The sequence below is a fragment of the Methylophaga sp. UBA4204 genome (assembly GCF_002379485.1).
Lineage (GTDB): Bacteria > Pseudomonadota > Gammaproteobacteria > Nitrosococcales > Methylophagaceae > Methylophaga.
Genome location: NZ_DFTU01000067.1, coordinates 47,788 through 65,122, shown reverse-complemented (window position 1 = coordinate 65,122; position 17,335 = coordinate 47,788). Strand labels below are relative to the sequence as shown.

Below are 17,335 nucleotides of genomic sequence, written 5' to 3'. Positions count from 1 at the left end.
GCAAGCCTTGGCGTTCTTCCTGCAGATAAGCGAGCCTTGCTTCTGCCAGTTGTTGTTTGGCTGCAGCCACTGCTGCACGGTAATCACTGTTTTCCAGACGCAGCATCTGTTCGCCTTTTTTCAGGCGGTAGCCGGTTTCAAACTGTGGCGATATCTGTTCGACTTGTCCGGCAACCTGCGTGGTCAGATTTATTGTGTAATGGGGTTCTGTGGCACCAAAGGCACTGACACGTGATCGATGCGTAGCCGGCTCAACCGTTTTTACAGAGACTTCAGGTCGTATTTCTGGGACTTCACGGACAGGTAACGAACGGTTGGCAAAACGATTAATTTGATATTGACTCAGAAAATAAACACCAACTAATACAAGCAGTGCACCCAGAAACACCAGCCATTGAACAAATTTGGTCATGCTCTAACCTCCAGCCCCAAAGCCAGTCCCAGTGAGATACGATTTAATAAACGCTGGTAAATCAGATCATCAAGTTGTGCCTGCAAGTCATAGGTCTGCTGTTGCACGGTTAACAGATCCAGAATAGTAAATAAGCCACTACGATAATTAGCCTGATACTGTTGCAGATTATTTTCCGCACTCGCCAAAGCGGTTTCGATATGTTGCTGGCGTTTAAGCAAAGCCTGTTCCTGACTTAAAGCCTGCTCAATTTCTGTTACTGCATTAAGCAAAGTGTCACGATATTGCTGATAGGCAATTGCTGTATCCAATTCGCTAATTTCTGCCTCAGCACGTAACTGTCCGCCCTGATATAACGGTGCGGTTAACTGGCCCAGTAAACTCCATACCGGGGAAGTAAATAAACTGGCGCGTGGAGAGCTGCTGACATCTTCTAACACTGCCTGCAGATTCAGACTGGGTAACAAGTCTTTATAGGCAACCTCGGTCCGGGCACTGGCCGCTTGAATGGCCGCATAAGCCGCTAACAGATCCGGCCGACGATTCAATGATTGTTGGGGCAGATCAATTTCCGGAATGGCTACTTCGGGATAATTAATGGGGAGAGTAAACTGTGGATTATCTACCTGCCCAATAAGGGTTTTCAGCTGAATAGATTGCTGGCGATAGTTTTCAGTTAAGCTCTCCACACTGGCTGAAGAGGTGGCGACCGCGCTACGAGCAAGATCCAGGTCTTCAAGCGTGCCCAGCCCTTGGCGATAACGTTGCAAAATAAAGCTTTCGGTTTGCTGCAGACTGTCATTGCGTTGCTGTTCAATATTAATCGCTCGTTGCTGGGCAATCAGTGTTAGCCAGACCTGCATGACTTCAGCAGCCAGCGTGTCACGTGCTGACTGATAAAGCAGGTTTTGTTCGGTGATATCAAGCTCTGCCGCACGTTCATTATCGGCCAGTTTTCCCCATAAATCGGCTTGCCAGCTGACACTGAGATCAGCACCAAAACTGGCATCAGTATCACTACTGTTCAGTGCCGAAAATCCGCTGCTGATAATTGGGCGCTTTTCGGCTGAAGCTTGAGTCAGTTGTGATTGACGGATCTGTAAGGTGAGCAAGGTTTGTTGCAGACTGGGATTGGATTTCATTGCTGTTTGCAATAATCTGTCAAACATATCGGTATCGATCAAATCATTCAGATAAGCGACGTCGGTTTGTTGCGGAAAATTCTGCCATTTTTCAACGCGTTGCTGCTCTGCAGATATTAACGCTGCATAATCCGGTTGCTCTGGAGTGATACTGCATGCAGTAAGCATCAGTAATGGCAGAAAAACCAGTTTTTTTAAATAATGTTGTCGGCTGTTAACGTTCACCTGATAACGCGCTCCCTAGAGATGAGTGTCAATATGACAGTCAATCTAGTTGTTTGAGGGTTAATGCAACGTTAACAGCCGTTTTTTATTTGCGAATTATTACGACAGCTACGCAAAATCAATGTTTTAAGAGTGAGTCCTGAAACTGCACAGCCGGTCATGACGGTAATCATTGGCCAAAGACTGCCATCACCCAGGGAACTGACCAGTAAGCCACTGGCTGCACCCGATAAAAAACCAAACGAGCCCAGCACAGCAGTGGCGGTAGCACTGCTGCGTGGAAAGAATTCCACAGTACTGGCGATGGCATTGGAGACGATAAGCGCCTGCGATCCAATAAATATCATGATGCCAAAAACTATCATGCTTAATGACGGATCTGGACTGATCAGAATATACATGAGCATCAATACGCCGGTAATGACCTGGATAATTTGTCCAAGTCTTAACAGGCAGGGCGGATCGTAAAAAAATAATAATCTGACGTTAATGCGATTGACTACAATCATCATCACCACATTAATGCCAAACAAGAACGGATAGACCGAAGCTGAAACACCAAAATAGACCATATATACCGATGGTGAGGCGGTAATAAAACTAAATAGACCTCCATAGGTAAAACTTTGTGCTGCAAGATAGGCCAATGCTTTCCGGTGCGACAATACTTCGATATAGCGTCGTAACGCTGATGTCTTGTGGGTACTGATTTGTCGGGTTTCTGGCAAAAGGCGATGCAATAGCAGTCCGATGAGCAATGCATAGACAAATAACACAATAAAAATAGAATGCCAGCCAGCGAGATAAAGACAAAGGGTGCCGATTAGCGGGGCAATCAATGGGGCAATCATCATAATAATGGCCATATGTGAGAGATAGCGTGCGCTGTCCCGACCACTGCTGATATCACGAATTACAGCCGAGGAGTTAACGATTGCCATACCACCACCAATGGCCTGAATGACTCGCCATATCCATAATCCATAAAGGGTATGGCTGAGCACAATGCCCATGCTGGCAATGCAGAACAAGGTGAGACCAACAAAGATGACACGACGCCGACCAAAGTGATCGGACAAAGGGNNCAAAGGCCCGCCGGTCAACTGACCGACAGCAAAACCGGCCAGAAATAAACTCAGTGAAAGTTCAATATCGTGAATGCTGACAGCGAATTCAGATGCCATCAATGGCATTGCTGGCAGATAGGCATCAATTGCCAATGGGGCAATAGCCGTTAATCCGGCCAAAAGCAGAATAAGCTGAGCTACGTTATGTTTATCGGTGGAAAGATTTCTATCCATTTTTAATCAGTCAGCTTTCTCTGATGTAGCAACCGGGCGAATTAAGTCAATAATGATTTAATCTTGTTTTTTTGGGGCGTCTCCCAAAGCTGGACTGACTGAAGGATCCTGCTGAGGCAATGGCTGTGGTCTAAGTTCACGCATATCAAAGCCACTAGGTTGCTGAAACACCCGTAAACCAAATTCCGGCATAATTGCCAACAGATGGTCAAAAATATCTGATGCAATGCCTTCGTATTCAATCCAGTTGGTGGTATTGGTAAAACAGTAAATCTCTAACGGCAGACCATTGGCCGTTGGTTCAAGTTGCCTGGACATCAATGTATAGTTCTGATGAATGCTGGGATGATTCTTCAGATAATTGGCGACATAAGCCCGGAAACTGCCAATATTGGTAATTCTTCGGGTATTAACGGGTTCTTTACCCCATTCCGCTAATTGTTGATTCCATTCATCAATATCTTTCTGTTTCTGCTTTAAATAGTCGTTCATCAGGCTGAAACGGTGTAGTTTTTTGCATTCATCCTCTGACAGAAAATGAATACTTTGCTGATCAATCAAAAGACTGCGTTTAATCCTGCGCCCACCAGCTTCCTGCATACCACGCCAGTTTTTAAACGGATCGGTCAGAAACCGTTTGGTGGGGATGACGCTGATGGTTTTATCCCAGTTCTGCACTTTAACAGTATGTAGCGCGATATCGATAACATCGCCGTCAGCATTGAGCGGGGCCATTTCAATCCAGTCACCAACCCGGATCAAATCATTTGAACTGATTTGCACACTGGCAACCAGTGACAGCAATGTGTCCTGAAAGATCAACAGTAATACCGCGGCCATTGCACCCAAACCGGATAACAATATTAATGGCGAACGGTCAATCAGGGAGGCAATCATCAGAATCGCCGCAATCGCATAAATAGCGATTTTGAGTACCTGGATATAACCTTTAATCGGTTTCAAGTGTGCATCAGGGCGTTTGTTATACGCCTCATTGACAATGGTCAGTAAACTGCCAATACCAAGCGCAATGGTTAATACAATAAATGCTGTAGTGACATTCTGTACTACTGCCACGGCGACGGGCGAAATGTTCGGAATGATGACGATCCCGGCGGAGAGGATAAGCGCCGGTACAATATTCGCCATGCGCCGGATAAAAGAGGAATCCGCTAGAGAAGAATAACGGCCTAACTCACTGTTTTTGAGAATGCGATAGACGCCGCGAACCAGAATACGCTTGACCAGCCAGTTAGCGACCCATGAGATCAGGATCAACAAGCTCAGGCCAATCAACGTGTAGAGATGAGGGTAGTTCTCCAGCCATTCAGTTATAAGAGTGTAGCTTTCCACTTTGTGCTCCGCAGCTTTGCATCAGGGGCAGATTGTAGCATTCAAACGGCCCAGAAATCTGGGGCATAAGGCGTTGTTTAAGTTGGCAAGGTTTCCGTAAAGTTTTGAAGGCCCAGTAAATTACTGTATATTGGCGTGTTTTCCAAACAAGCCCAATTATTGACGTGAAGCGTAATCCACCCTAGCGTATTACTTCCCCCTGGACCTTTCTGGTCCGTGATGTTTAACACATCGTCTCCGCCAAAAATGCGGTTGTGCAGGTCATAACCACAGTTTAATGAAAGCTGCCGAAATCATAATGTCACGCAGCTTGGCAATAATTTGTTATCTGAAAAAAAATCTTTTGAACGCAGGAAACTGAATTAATGTTGCAAAACCTTAAACGAGATTGGTTTTCCAATGTCCGTGCCGATTTGATCGCCGGTATTGTTGTTGCTTTGGCGCTTATCCCTGAAGCCATCGCCTTTTCTATTATTGCTGGTGTTGATCCCAAAGTGGGTTTGTACGCTTCCTTTTGTATTGCAGTCATTATTTCCATCGTGGGTGGACGTCCAGGAATGATCTCTGCTGCCACTGCGGCGATGGCGGTATTAATGGTGACATTGGTTAAAGAGCATGGTTTGGAATACCTGTTGGCAGCCACTTTGCTTACCGGGATTATCCAGATAGTAATGGGCTATTTAAAACTGGGAAATTTAATGCGGTTTGTTTCACGCTCAGTGGTGACAGGCTTTGTTAACGCGCTGGCTATTTTGATTTTTATGGCGCAATTACCAGAGTTGACGAATGTTACCTGGCACGTTTATGTCATGACAGCTGCTGGGCTGGGCATTATTTATCTCTTTCCCTATATTCCTACAATTGGCCGTTTATTACCTTCTCCATTAGTCACTATTATCGTGCTGACTGTTGTTGCAGTTGTGTTTAATATCGATATCCGCACGGTAGGTGATATGGGCGATTTACCCGATACTTTGCCTATTTTTCTATGGCCCGATGTACCATTAACTTTTGAAACACTGGCTATTATTTTCCCTTATGCGATGGCCTTAGCTGTCGTTGGTTTATTGGAATCAATGATGACGGCCACCATTGTTGATGATTTAACCGATACCTCCAGTGATAAAAACCGAGAATGTAAAGGTCAGGGTGTTGCGAATATCGGTTCAGGGCTTTTGGGTGGTATGGCTGGCTGTGCGATGATTGGTCAGTCAATTATCAATATCAAGTCAGGTGGGCGAGGACGATTGTCAACGATGACCGCCGGTCTGTTTTTATTGTTTATGGTTTTGGTTCTGGACGATCTGCTGGTTCAGATTCCCATGGCTGCTTTGGTAGCGGTAATGATCATGGTTTCGATTGGTACCTTTTCATGGGCATCAATACGAGACCTGAAAAAACATCCGCTTTCAACCAATATCGTCATGGTGGTCACGGTAATGGTTGTTGTTGCAACACATAACCTGGCCATTGGGGTGTTTGTTGGTGTGTTACTGGCTGCCTTGTTTTTTGCCAACAAAGTTGCTCACTTTATGGTGGTCAAAAGCGATCTCAGTGAACAGGATACTAAGCGACGCTATGAAATCAGAGGTCAGATCTTCTTTGCATCATCGGATAAATTTGCTGCGGCTTTTGATTTTAAAGAAGCACTGGATACCGTCGAGATTGATTTGAGCCATGCCCACTTTTGGGATATCACCGCTGTTTCTGCACTGGATAAGGTAGTGCTCAAATTCCGTCGTGAAGGTACTGAAGTGGAGCTGGTTGGCATGAATGAAGCCACCGCGACGATTGTCGACAGATTTGGTGTGCACGATAAGCCAGAAGAAGTCGAAAAAATACTCGCCGGTCACTAATAAGTAGAGGATTGAGAGAGATGACAAAAATAATTGCCTGTATTGATGGCTCGATAACTTCGCCCTCAGTTTGTAAAGCGTCAGCCTGGGTGAGTGCTAAGTTGCAAGCACCATTGGATTTATTGCATGTTTTGGATAAGACCGAATATCCCAAACCTGAAAACAGTAAAAATCTGTCTGGCAATATTGGGTTAGGCAGTCGGGAACATTTGCTTGAAGAATTAGTGAAGCTTGACGAGAAGCGTGGTCGGCTGGCTTTGGAGCATGGCAAAAATATTTTGCAGGATGCCAGAGCATTAGCTCAACAACATGGTGCCGTTGAAGTGACCACGCATCAACGTCACGGCGGTTTGATGGAAACCTTGTCTGATCTGCAGGATGACACTCGGGTGCTGGTGTTAGGTCGTCAGGGCCAGGCTCATGAAAATGAAACACATAGTCTGGGCAGTCATCTGGAAAATGTTATCCGTGCATTGAATAAACCGATTCTGATTACCTTGCCTGACTTCAAAACTCCACAAAATTTTATGATTGCTTATGATGGCAGTGAAACGGCTACCAAAGCATTGGAAAAGGTTGCTAAAAGTGACTTGCTTAAGGAGATGCCAGCACACATTGTTATGGTGGCTGAAGATGATAATAACCATCAAGCCCAGTTAAATTCAGCCGTACAGCGCCTGACTGGGGTTGGGTTTGATGTCACTGCAGCATTAATTCAAGGCGCAGTAGAACCCGCCTTGCATCAGTATCAACGTGATAATGATATTGATTTGCTGGTAATGGGCGCATATGGTCATTCGCGTATTCGCCAGTTTTTGGTCGGCAGCAATACCGCCAAGATGGTCAGGATGAGTGATATCCCAATCCTGTTGCTTCGTTAATGGAAGTACTTTTCCTTAATCCAATGAATATTGTGCAGTTGGAAAATTATCGACAACGATTATTTTTACTCAAACAGGAAGTGGAACAATCACTTACTGAAGATTCACATCAGGTGGTTGAGCTTGATCAATCGCGAATGGGCCGTTTGTCACGTATTGATGAGTTGCAGGATCAACAGCTTGCCACTGAAGTCCAGTTAAGGCTTAAACGCAAACTGCAAGCTATAGAAGGCGCTTTAAACCGCATAAATAACGATGATTTTGGTTTTTGTTATCTTTGTGATGAGGCCATTACAGAGGCCAGATTAACTTTTGATCCCACGGTTACCTGGTGTCTGCAATGCGCGGATAAGATCTCCGATTAATATTCTGATTTTTAATTGTTTTGAGCCTACAATTATTTTAGCAGTACAGGGCTTCAATCGTTTGTTGGAGAAGATTCTGTGGAAAGCACTTTTGAAGAACAACATCATCCAGAGATTATGATTGAAGGTATCCAGCCCTTCGGTTGTTTAATCCGTTTTGATGCTGATTTACAGAAAGTTTTCCAGGTCAGTGCCAATTTACAGAATATATTGGGTGTTTCAATAGATGCAGCCCTGATGTCGTCACCAAGAGATATTCTGGGGGGCAAATTACAACACCGCTTGCAGCAGGCGCTCACTAAAAACTCACGTCTTTCCGCGCCATTCACTATTAATCGTCAGGTAAATGGATCATATCAGCGGTTTCATGTGATGGCTTACCACTATGATGGCTCCATCATCGTGGAATTTGAGCCGCTTTCCCGTTCCGGAGAACAGCGTTTATTGCCAATCGTTAATGAATGGCTGAGTCGTTTGGCAAAGGTTCAGCAAATTGGTCAGTTACAACAAATGCTAGTGCAAAGTGTGCAGGCCGTGACGGGCTATGATCGCGTGTTGTTATGTCAGTTTGATTCGCACTGGCAACGCATAGCAATTGCGGAAGAATGCAGTGACCCTGCCAGAAGTTTATTGAATTACCGGTTTCCTGCCAGTGATATTCCCAGCATAGTAAGAAATCGGTATGCGACCAATCCTTTGCGTCACGTACCGGATGTTAGTGCCAAGGTCGTGCCATTGGTGCCGACTTCAGACTCAATCAGTTTGCCAACACCGGATTTAACGGCCGGTGTACTCAGAGCATTATCTCCATTTCACTACCAGTATCTGTGCGAGATAAATATAGGTGCTTCATTATCCATTGCGATAACAGATGAACAACGGCTATGGGGCATTCTGACCTGTCATCATTTCGCTGCGAGTGATATCTCGGCAGCGGAACGCGATGCTGCCTTTAATCTTGTGCAAATGGCATCTCAACGATTATTTTTATTGCAAGCCCGACAACAGGCCCAGTTTCTGGAGCAGGTCTTAAATAGCCGTGAACTGCTCTCAGCGGAACGTGACAAAGTTGTCCAGCCCACAACATTACTCGATAAATATGCCAAGAACTGGATGAAGCTGTTTAATTGCAGCGGTATCGCTTTGTTATACCAGGAGCAAGTGCGATGTGCCGGAGAAACCCTGGATAACTTTGAGCTGGACCTTGTCGGTAAATGGCTTACAGAAAATATCGGCCATAAGACCTGCTGGGCGTGTGACCATCTGTCAAAGAGTGCCTTGAATACCCTGGTTAACCTACGAAAACGGGCAGGTCTACTAGCCGTGCCTTTACCAATCGAACACAACCAATCTGGATGGCTTTTGTTGTTTCGTGACGCTGAGAAAATGCAATGCAGTTGGGTGGGAAAAAAACAGATAATAGAAGCTGAGACATCGAATCCACTGCATCGTGTTGAAGAGCGTGGTCATGAAATTTGGGTAGAAACCATTGAGAGTGAAGCTCAACGCTGGTCAGCAAGTCAACAGCATGCAGCGCAGGATTTAGCTGAAGATTTGGCAGTAGCGATTACGGTGCACCAAATCAACCGACTCAACAAAGAATTACAACGTGCTAATAAACAGCTTAAAGAGATTGCGCATACGGATACGTTGACCCGAATCTGGAATCGCTATCGAATGGAATTGGCCATTGATGCCGAATTGGCCGCCGTCGAACGTTATGGACACCCATGCTCGGTATTACTGTTTGATGTAGACCACTTTAAATCGGTCAATGATACCTATGGTCATGATATGGGCGATCAGGTTTTAACCCGGCTTGCAGAGGAAGTGCAATCAAAACTGCGGGTCAGTGACCATTTAGGTCGTTGGGGTGGTGAAGAATTTATTGTACTGGCATCGCATAACACATTGGATGAAGCCATGGCGCTGGCAGAACGTCTGCGTCAACATATTGAAATGGTTGAGTTCGAAACTGTCGGCAAAATTACCGTCAGTATCGGTGTCGCTCAAGCAATAACAGGCGCTGAAAGTCGCAGGCGTTTGTTAGAAAGAGCCGATCAGGCTATGTATCGTGCCAAGCAATCTGGTCGTAATCGTGTTGAAGCGGCAAGTGCCGAATTGTCTACATCCTGATTTTCATCCAAAATACGCGGTTTATTGCGCGTGCTGCCAAGTTTGCTTGGCCTATCTAATTTAAAACTGAGTCAATATGTCCGAAAGCCTGTTACAGAAACAAGTCTCAAAACGACGCACCTTTGCCATTATCTCCCACCCTGATGCCACCCAGCCTTTCAACGCTTAAAACCACCTTTCATTGCACACCACAATCACATCTCTACGTACTGAATTTAAAGGCTTTTTGTCTTTTTCTCGTTTCTTTGCTTTTCAATGATGTTCAAGCGTAACCTCGGAAAGTGTGTACAAACTTGAGTACAAATTCCGTTTTAGAGGCCTTTGGCGAAAATTTCATGACACAAATCTGGCTGTAGGCCTTGTGATTACTGGGTTTGATGAAGAAAGTACCTCTTGCTTTTGGTACTTTGGTTTCGATATCACAAAAGCGGAAAAAATGCGATCATCTCTAGTTTTTTGTTTATAAGCTTATGAATTTAAAGGGTTCGTCATTGTGGTTTTTGGTGTGTCATCGTTGCGAGTGTACAAACAGTGTGTACAAATTTTTCTCGTTAGGCGTGTTGATTGCTATTCATGACACAAACCGCCTTGTAGCCCTTGTTATTCATAGGTTTGAGCTGAAAAGTACCTAATAGCAACATTTGTGTTTTGATAAGGCTAATCTTCTGAACAAATCATGCATCTTTCTGACCATCAACAAGTGATGAATCAGGCGATGATAGCTTTACATTGATTTTCAGGAGAATGCAGATGACAGCAGTAGCGCACCAGGTAACCCCTTTTCTAACGTCTTACGAAGTGATGGCTCGTTACCACATTAGCTATACGACGCTCTGGCGAAGAATAAAAGATGGCAGCTTGCCGCAACCTCGTATCAACCGAAATACACGAAACAAGCTGTGGCACATTGAAGACTTGGAGGAGTATGAGAAGAAAGAGGACTGAGCCTCTTTCTTTTATTTTACTGTCCGAAACGCCAGTTGAATGGAAAGCCTGTCGGCTCGATGATGGTTTCTAGCTGTTGATACCAAACGTCGTAAGCATGACGCATTTCACCCAGGTACTGATATTGGTTGTAGATAGCATCCAACCCTTTTTTGCTGTGGCCAATCATCAACTCGGCAACTTCTTGCGTGGTGATGGCTGACATTCGCGTTCGCATCGTTCTGCGAAGATCATGCATAGACCAATGTTCCATCTCAACACCAAGCGATCTGCGAGCCCAGATTTTCACATTATTAGGAATAGTGGTATCAAAGCCATTTGTGGCAAGTTCTTCTTGTCCGTTCGCGGGAAACAAGTAGGTTGATTTGCTCATCTGCATCGCCAGTTCAATCAGCTCAATAGCTGGCTTAATCAATGGCCGCATGATCGGCGCTCCAATTTTCTCACCTTGTTTGCGGATCTCTATGGGCACTGTCCACATTGCAGATTGCAAGTCAAAGTGATGCTTTTCAGCTTGAATGAGTTCTCCCTTACGGCCTCCCAATAACAGAAGCAATTTTATGTAGATGCGATTCTTCTCAGTGATTTTTGACTCATGCAAATAGCGCCAAAGTATCCTGATCTCGTTGTCATTTAGCACCCGAGTTCGTTTGCCTTTCTTACCGCCAACCTTCTTTGCTGTGATCCCAGCAGCAGCGTTAATTTCCAAGATCTGTTCATCAATCAGCCAGTCATAGAACTTATGCAGCACAGACACTAGACGTTCTGTGTTTGAAGGAGACGACTCCGAAACCTCACGAAGACAGTTTCTTAAGGACAATTCATTGATGTCAGTTAATGGATACTTGCCAAGTCGAGGCAGCAAATATATTTCACTGCTGCGTTTTTGGAAGTGCCACGTTTTCTCCTTTAGCCCTTGCTTACCGGCAGAGTCTATCCAGTCTCGAAAAATCGATTCGAAACTTTGGTTGGCAGAATACTTGGCCCGTTCCTGCTGAAGGTAGAGCTTGGGATTTCTGCCCTGATCAAGTACTGCCCTTAACCTATCCAGCTCATTCCTGGCTTCAGCAAGCTTGATTAGTGGGTAAGTACCTATGTCTACCCGCTGTTGCTTGCCATCGAAGCGATAACGAAACTGAAAAACAATTTTGCCCTTGGGCGATACCCGAGCACTTAACCCATCTCGGTCGGCTTTTACTACGGTTTCTTTTGCTTCTTTATTTAACCTGGCATCGAGCCAGCTAACTGATAACGCCATGTTATAAGCCCAGCCCTAGTTTTGATTTTAATGATTGTTTACGTGATTCTGCTTTGGGTTCTGGCGCTGTACTCACAGAAGTAATTTCAACTTCTGGAGCATGGCCATCCACCGGTACATATGCCGTGGATAGATTGGGTTGGCTCATGTGAATTAACCCAAAGGTGGCCAGCATCCGCAGACGCTCAGCGCGTTCCCGTGGCGGCGTCTTTTCCAATTCTTTGAGTAGTTCTGGGTGGCTCCCTGGGGGAATGTTGACGACAACTCTCATAATCAGGCCCCATAAAACCAGAAGCCTCGGACGTTCGCCAAAACAGACTGCTCAGGCACGATGATCTTGCTTCGTGAAAAAATCTCCTTGGCCGCTTCCTTATAAGCCAAGGCTCCACCTCCGGCGATCAATACCAAGTCCGCATTAATGCTTTCGTCGCGCATAGATTGACGCATGGCTGTAAGCGCAACAGGCGCTACCTTTTTCATGGCAGCATTCAGATAAGGTGAAATATCGACTTTTTCTCCAAATAGCAGCACCTGTAAGTCGCCTGTTCTCATGGCTTTTTCAAGTCGATCCATACCCACTTTGGCACCATGATCTTCCGAAATCAGCTTATCAATCGTTTCCAGTAGCACGGACATTGCCTGAAGACTGGTTCCTGATGAGCTGTAGCGAATTTCTCCGGCCTCAAGGGCAACCCAGTCAACTGAAAAGAAGCCAGGGTCTATGACGACGACGCGACCTTCTTCAATCAAGCCCAAATCACCACCTGTTTGAACTAGATCCATGTAGGCACCGGCAGGCTGTGGTAGTACTTTGACGTCATGAACGGTGATGCTGCGCTTAGGCGTCACTTGATGGACACCTTTTAAACGCTTCACAAGGTCAGACTTACGTTGTGGTTCATGAAACTGGGAAACCGGTAATCCAGTGACAACCAAATCGATGGATTCTGTTTCAGCCATTAACAAGGCGGCATGAAAAAGCGCCTTATAGGTTTTTGTGGTGGGATATTCCGGGTGAAGCTCTCGTTCCCAGCCTTGAAGGCGTCCAGCAGGCACACCAGCCGCCCAACGCTCATTATCGACAGACACATACAAACAAGTTTCATCATCGCCTCCACCGATACGCTCCGGCATACGATCCGCAGGACCGGCACCCGCTGGCAGAATAATGGTTTTCGGTTCACTGCCTGATTGGCCAATTGCCAGCTTCAGGTTTGAGTAACCGATATCTACGCCTAGTACAAACATACTTATCTCCTGTGCACTCAAAGTGCTCTAACGGTTTTCAATCAACCGCGCTGGTCACGCTTGGGCATGTCCAAGTGCTCTGGCGGTTCACTCAAATGTCATTATCAGGATTCGGTGCACTGGCGGTGGGCAGAAAGGTGACAAATCCTTTCATCTATCTGCCTATTGCATTTTCGCAAAAGTATGAGAATAGGCTCTGTTTGGCGGCGGATGACTGAGCCAAAAAAATCGAGACGCCAAACGTCGTTTGCATTCTGGCCTGAACTCGCCAAACGGTTTGTATCTTCATGGCGATACGTCATTTCAGGCATTCTTAAGTGAAATCGGCCTGTATCCCTTGTCAGGTATGGGATTGAGCGAGTCGATTTATATCGAGACGCCAAACAGCGATTGTTACGGCAGTTTTACGTTTGGCGTTTCGATCCAAAAGCCAAACGGATAGTGGTTTTGGCTTTTGGGGTTAATTGGGTGAGGAAATTGGTTTGGTAGAAATCGTCAATGAACAATGGAAAGCAGATGTATCAAATTTACTTCAGCAAGAAACGGACAGACTAAAAGCGCTGGCACGAGCTGAAGTTGATGACTTTTGGGTTACCCATTACAAGGTTCGTGAGAATGCGTCCTTTAAAGACTGGGGTCTGCTTGGTGTCCGTATCAGAGACTTTAAGTATGGCTTTGGCATCGAGTGGTACATCAACAGTTTTCACGGTCAACGAGGCAAGCGCGTGGTCTTTAGTAAAGGACTGCGTATTTCAAAGACGAAGCTGAGATACTCATTTTTGGACTGCCAAGGTTTGGCCAAAGAGTGGGAGTTAGCGCTGGCCATGGAGAAAGAGGAATTTTTCAGTGATATTCGACGCCAAGTTGATAAGCTCAACATGCTGCGTCGCAGAGTGAATGCCTACTGAATTATCGGCGCTATTTCACTCGCGGTAACTGGTCCCAGCGTGTTGTATAAGCGGGAGACAAATGCTCTCGCTTCATCGACCAATCTTTCTTCGTACCTTGTCCAGCAAAGAAAACCTTTCCGGCACCGCTTTGGTTGATGGTGTCCAATACAGACATTAACTGCTGGCTATTAGAGCGGGTCGATACGTCATCGAATAGTCCTGGTTGAAACATGCCTGGATCGTAAAAGTCAGACAGCATGACGCCCGCTTTGGCATAACGAAATCCATCCTTCCAAATCCGCTTGAGTAAGTGATTGGCCAGCTCAATAAAATCCCGCGTATCACAACTGGGTATCAACAACTCGCCCGATGCAGAGTTGCTGTATTGCGGCTCGTTGTCCTTAAAGGGGCTGGTACGTATGAACACGGTCATCACTTTGGCTTGCTGCTGTTCTTTGCGTAGCTTCTCAGTGGCGCGGGTTGCGTATTCACATACGGCCTCACGTAACAATTCAAATTGCGTTACTTTTGCGCCAAATGAACGGCTACAGACGATTTGTTTCTTAGTTGGCGGGATCTCTTCAAGTTCAATGCACGACTCACCATTGAGCTCTCTGACGGTTCTCTCTAAAACCACTGAAAACTGGTCTCTGATGGCTCTAGGAGAGGCATTGGCGAGATCTAAGGCTGTGGTGATACCCAACGCATTTAAACGCTTAGTAAGCCGTCTACCAACGCCCCAAACATCATCAACAGGGACTAATGCGAGCAATCGACGTTGCCGATCTGGATTGGTCAGGTCTACAACTCCTTGAGTAGCAGGATATTTCTTGGCGGCATGGTTAGCCAGCTTGGCGAGTGTTTTAGTCGGTGCAATGCCTACACAGACGGTGATCCCAATCCAGTGGCCTATACGCTCTCGCACTTGTTGTCCGAACTCGAAAAGGGATATGGCAGACTCAATACCGGTTAAGTCCAAAAACGCTTCGTCAATGGAGTAAACCTCTACTCGTGGTGCCATCTCTTCCAAAGTGCGCATCACTCGACTGCTTAAATCTGCATACAGCGCATAGTTAGAGGAGAATGCCAAAATGCCATGGCGCTGCATTTCGGCTTTGATCTGAAAGACGGGTACGCCCATTTTAATACCGAGTAACTTAGCTTCACGCGAGCGTGCAACCACGCAGCCGTCATTGTTGGACAGCACCACAACCGGCGTATCTTTTAAATCAGGACGAAACAGCTTCTCACAACTGGCGTAAAAGTTGTTGCAGTCCACCAAGGCAAATACAGGCATGGGACAGTCACGACTTACGGCGCATGTTTCGCACCACATTGGTGACCACACCAAATATCTCTAACTCTGCCCCTTCAGGAATATGAATGGGCTCATACGCCTGGTTTCTTGGGATCAGCTTGACGCACGGCCTTAGTTGAAGCTCCTTTACCGTGAGTTCACCATGGATGCCAGCGATGACAATGTCACCGTGTTCTGCTTGAACAGAACGATCAACCACCAAAATATCATCTGGGTGAATCCCAGCATCAATCATTGAATCACCTTCAACACGCACAAAGAACGTTGCAGCCGGTCGCTTGATGCACAGCTCGTTGAGGTCGAGCGTTTGCTCAACATAATCCTGCGCTGGTGAGGGAAAACCAGCAGAAACACGTTCCATGAACAATGGAATACGAAGGCGCTTGGCTTTGATGAAGGCAAGTGCGCCGCTACGGCCTATCAGCGAGACACTCATGACGAACCTCGAAAAAATAGAATTAATACTGTTTGTTTATACAGTATCTAATGCTATGCTGATTTCTACAAGTAAAATTGTAGGTAAAACTGTAGTTGTTCGAGTAAGACGTTGTGTCGTGGGTGATTTCTTTTTTGTGTTGAAAAGCTTGATGTGGGGATTGCTCGCCCTCGTCAAAGCCTGCAAGGCTTGGACAATACTGCTTCTGCCTACTGCTCTTGTTTCTGTTACTGATCCTGTTACTGCTACTGCTACTGGTTAACGCATGGGTCAAGTAACCGTCAAACAAGGCTTGTTGAACCCTTTGCAAAGGGTTTAAAAACAGTTAGTAAAATTCTGCTTCGTATTGAATTTACTGGCTTAAAGCGAAGTCAGGAGCATCATTAAAATGCTCAGTCGAACTCAGTTCAAGCCTTTTTCAACCGTTTGAAAAAGGGTTGGCTAAGCCATACCTAAAGGGTATCGGTAAGGGTTACCTAAAGGGTTTAGCTAAGGCTTTCTGAAAGGCTTAGCCAAAGCCTTCATACATGGGTTCACCCAGTAGAAAGATTAAAAAAACGCTGAGGTATCCAAGGTGCATTTAGAAAAACCTGTGGCACAGTGAAATCACCTAAAGCGAACAATAGAATTGAAGAGGAACCATCAATGACAAGAGCCCCTGCACCATTTCCGCTAGAGCGCCTCGCGGATATCCCAGAAAGACCAGAAGATTTTAGATTGCTGGAGCGTATTCCATTAACGCGTGAGCCGCAGTCCTGGCCACTTGAACTTTCTCCTATGGTTGGTGATGAACAGCCAATGGTGCTGCTCGATACAGAGACAACCGGACTGTCTGCCGAGGACGAGTCCATTATTGAGCTTGGTATGGTTAAGGTGCTTTACAGCCCCTCTGCTCAGCGGATTGTGTCGATTGTTGATGTGATCAGCTTGTATGAAGATCCCGGCAAGCCAATCCCCGAGCTGATTACCGACTTAACCGGTATCACCGATGATATGGTGCAAGGCCAGCACATTGATGATTCACTGGTAGCGAGTTGGTTATCAGATGATCCGCTGGTGGTTGCACACAATGCGCAGTTTGATCGTCCTTTCTTTGAAAAGCGGTTTGCTGCATTAGGCCATCTATCTTGGGCCTGTTCAGCTAGCGGCATAGATTGGAAAGCACTGGGCTTTGAAAGTCGGAAACTTGAGTACCTGCTGCTTCGCTTAGGTTGGTTCTATGAAGGACACCGAGCTGCAACCGATTGTTTGGCGATGTCCTGGTTGTTTCAATTGTTGCCCGAGTCCGTTGCAAACTTGTTGTCTGAAGCAGACAGGCGAACTGTGTTAGTTCGTGCGTTTGGTGCGCCGTTTGACGTAAAGGACTATTTAAAAGAGCGTGGTTACCGCTGGCATGACGGTGTTAAAGGTGCCAACAAACATTGGTGGCGCGAAATCAGCGAAGACGAGTTGCCGCAGGAACAAACTTACCTGGATGATTTGTATCATCGTGGCTCAGAACATGCCCACTATGACTACAAAGATGCCCGCAATAGATTTAAAGCTTTGTAGCTCTCTACAAGGTAAGCC

The 17,335-nt window shown here is 45.9% G+C and carries 16 protein-coding genes and 1 pseudogene; 8 read left to right on the top strand and 9 right to left on the bottom strand.

What is annotated here, in order from left to right:
• From B3182_RS10010 to B3182_RS09995, 4 genes and pseudogenes are all read right to left on the bottom strand, one after another.
• A pseudogene (locus B3182_RS10010) lies at positions 1-412 on the bottom strand (efflux transporter periplasmic adaptor subunit); the annotation flags it as partial.
• Positions 409-1,779 carry a TolC family protein gene (locus B3182_RS10005; protein ID WP_292354822.1) on the bottom strand — a complete coding sequence of 457 codons (1,371 nt, stop codon included), beginning with the start codon at positions 1,777-1,779 and terminating at the stop codon, positions 409-411. The pseudogene B3182_RS10010 and the gene B3182_RS10005, both read right to left, overlap by 4 nt.
• A gap of 71 nt (positions 1,780-1,850) precedes the next feature.
• Positions 1,851-3,080, bottom strand: a complete 1,230-nt coding sequence (locus tag B3182_RS10000; protein WP_292752624.1) for a multidrug effflux MFS transporter — start codon at positions 3,078-3,080, stop codon at positions 1,851-1,853.
• 57 nt (positions 3,081-3,137) lie between these two features.
• Complete coding sequence (locus tag B3182_RS09995) at positions 3,138-4,433, bottom strand: mechanosensitive ion channel family protein (protein WP_292354826.1); 1,296 nt, start codon at positions 4,431-4,433, stop codon at positions 3,138-3,140.
• Between the two features lie 365 nt (positions 4,434-4,798).
• Here B3182_RS09995 and B3182_RS09990 point away from each other — a divergent pair, with 365 nt between their 5' ends.
• The 5 genes from B3182_RS09990 (at position 4,799) to B3182_RS09970 (ending at position 10,616) form a co-directional block, all read left to right on the top strand.
• Positions 4,799-6,289 (top strand): SulP family inorganic anion transporter, encoded by a 1,491-nt coding sequence (locus tag B3182_RS09990; protein ID WP_292354827.1) that lies wholly within the window; start codon positions 4,799-4,801, stop codon positions 6,287-6,289.
• Between the two features lie 20 nt (positions 6,290-6,309).
• On the top strand, positions 6,310-7,170 hold the full coding sequence (locus B3182_RS09985; protein ID WP_292354829.1) for a universal stress protein: 861 nt from the start codon (positions 6,310-6,312) through the stop codon (positions 7,168-7,170).
• On the top strand, positions 7,170-7,535 hold the full coding sequence (locus B3182_RS09980) for a TraR/DksA family transcriptional regulator (RefSeq protein ID WP_292354831.1): 366 nt from the start codon (positions 7,170-7,172) through the stop codon (positions 7,533-7,535). The genes B3182_RS09985 and B3182_RS09980 overlap by 1 nt, the downstream gene beginning before the upstream one ends.
• Before the next feature lie 78 nt (positions 7,536-7,613).
• Positions 7,614-9,671, top strand: coding sequence for a sensor domain-containing diguanylate cyclase (locus tag B3182_RS09975; protein WP_292354833.1), 2,058 nt, complete (start codon positions 7,614-7,616; stop codon positions 9,669-9,671).
• A gap of 750 nt (positions 9,672-10,421) precedes the next feature.
• Complete coding sequence (locus tag B3182_RS09970) at positions 10,422-10,616, top strand: helix-turn-helix transcriptional regulator (RefSeq protein ID WP_000127614.1); 195 nt, start codon at positions 10,422-10,424, stop codon at positions 10,614-10,616.
• A gap of 16 nt (positions 10,617-10,632) precedes the next feature.
• Here B3182_RS09970 and B3182_RS09965 read toward each other — a convergent pair whose 3' ends face one another.
• The 3 genes from B3182_RS09965 to B3182_RS09955 are packed head-to-tail and all read right to left on the bottom strand — an operon-like array spanning position 10,633 to position 13,122.
• Positions 10,633-11,874, bottom strand: coding sequence for a tyrosine-type recombinase/integrase (locus B3182_RS09965; RefSeq protein WP_292354915.1), 1,242 nt, complete (start codon positions 11,872-11,874; stop codon positions 10,633-10,635).
• A gap of 1 nt (position 11,875) precedes the next feature.
• Positions 11,876-12,145 (bottom strand): hypothetical protein, encoded by a 270-nt coding sequence (locus B3182_RS09960; protein WP_292354916.1) that lies wholly within the window; start codon positions 12,143-12,145, stop codon positions 11,876-11,878.
• A 2-nt stretch (positions 12,146-12,147) separates the two neighbouring features.
• Entirely contained in the window at positions 12,148-13,122 is a 975-nt protein-coding gene (locus tag B3182_RS09955) for a ParM/StbA family protein (protein WP_008305551.1), read from the bottom strand.
• Positions 13,123-13,586: 464 nt separating this feature from the next.
• On the opposite strand from B3182_RS09955, the gene mobI reads away from it, so the two are divergent.
• Positions 13,587-14,030 (top strand): conjugative transfer protein MobI(A/C), encoded by a 444-nt coding sequence (gene mobI / locus B3182_RS09950; RefSeq protein WP_272997334.1) that lies wholly within the window; start codon positions 13,587-13,589, stop codon positions 14,028-14,030.
• Positions 14,031-14,040: 10 nt separating this feature from the next.
• Here the strand turns inward: mobI and umuC are convergent, their stop codons facing one another.
• Both umuC and umuD read right to left on the bottom strand, forming a co-directional pair.
• Entirely contained in the window at positions 14,041-15,309 is a 1,269-nt protein-coding gene (umuC, locus tag B3182_RS09945) for a translesion error-prone DNA polymerase V subunit UmuC (protein WP_272997332.1), read from the bottom strand.
• A gap of 7 nt (positions 15,310-15,316) precedes the next feature.
• The gene (gene umuD, locus B3182_RS09940) at positions 15,317-15,766 is read right to left on the bottom strand and encodes a translesion error-prone DNA polymerase V autoproteolytic subunit (RefSeq protein ID WP_000116661.1); all 450 of its coding nucleotides are present in this window, start codon (positions 15,764-15,766) and stop codon (positions 15,317-15,319) included.
• Between umuD and B3182_RS09935 the strand changes: the two genes are divergently transcribed.
• Entirely contained in the window at positions 15,765-16,028 is a 264-nt protein-coding gene (locus B3182_RS09935; protein WP_272997321.1) for a hypothetical protein, read from the top strand. The two genes, umuD and B3182_RS09935, sit on opposite strands and share 2 nt — an antisense overlap.
• Positions 16,029-16,411: 383 nt before the next feature.
• On the top strand, positions 16,412-17,317 hold the full coding sequence (locus tag B3182_RS09930) for a 3'-5' exonuclease (protein WP_272997319.1): 906 nt from the start codon (positions 16,412-16,414) through the stop codon (positions 17,315-17,317).
• Positions 17,318-17,335: the final 18 nt, after the last annotated feature.

Excerpts from the sequence above, each read along its gene's own strand:
- B3182_RS09990 (WP_292354827.1), top strand. The coding sequence starts at position 4,799 with ATGTTGCAAAACCTTAAACGAGATTGGTTTTCCAATGTCCGTGCCGAT.
- B3182_RS09985 (WP_292354829.1), top strand. The coding sequence starts at position 6,310 with ATGACAAAAATAATTGCCTGTATTGATGGCTCGATAACTTCGCCCTCA.
- B3182_RS09980 (WP_292354831.1), top strand. The coding sequence starts at position 7,170 with ATGGAAGTACTTTTCCTTAATCCAATGAATATTGTGCAGTTGGAAAAT.
- B3182_RS09970 (WP_000127614.1), top strand. The coding sequence starts at position 10,422 with ATGACAGCAGTAGCGCACCAGGTAACCCCTTTTCTAACGTCTTACGAA.
- B3182_RS09965 (WP_292354915.1), bottom strand. The coding sequence starts at position 11,874 with ATGGCGTTATCAGTTAGCTGGCTCGATGCCAGGTTAAATAAAGAAGCA.
- B3182_RS09960 (WP_292354916.1), bottom strand. The coding sequence starts at position 12,145 with ATGAGAGTTGTCGTCAACATTCCCCCAGGGAGCCACCCAGAACTACTC.
- B3182_RS09955 (WP_008305551.1), bottom strand. The coding sequence starts at position 13,122 with ATGTTTGTACTAGGCGTAGATATCGGTTACTCAAACCTGAAGCTGGCA.
- umuC (WP_272997332.1), bottom strand. The coding sequence starts at position 15,309 with ATGCCTGTATTTGCCTTGGTGGACTGCAACAACTTTTACGCCAGTTGT.
- B3182_RS09935 (WP_272997321.1), top strand. The coding sequence starts at position 15,765 with ATGACGAACCTCGAAAAAATAGAATTAATACTGTTTGTTTATACAGTA.
- umuD (WP_000116661.1), bottom strand. The coding sequence starts at position 15,766 with ATGAGTGTCTCGCTGATAGGCCGTAGCGGCGCACTTGCCTTCATCAAA.
- B3182_RS09930 (WP_272997319.1), top strand. The coding sequence starts at position 16,412 with ATGACAAGAGCCCCTGCACCATTTCCGCTAGAGCGCCTCGCGGATATC.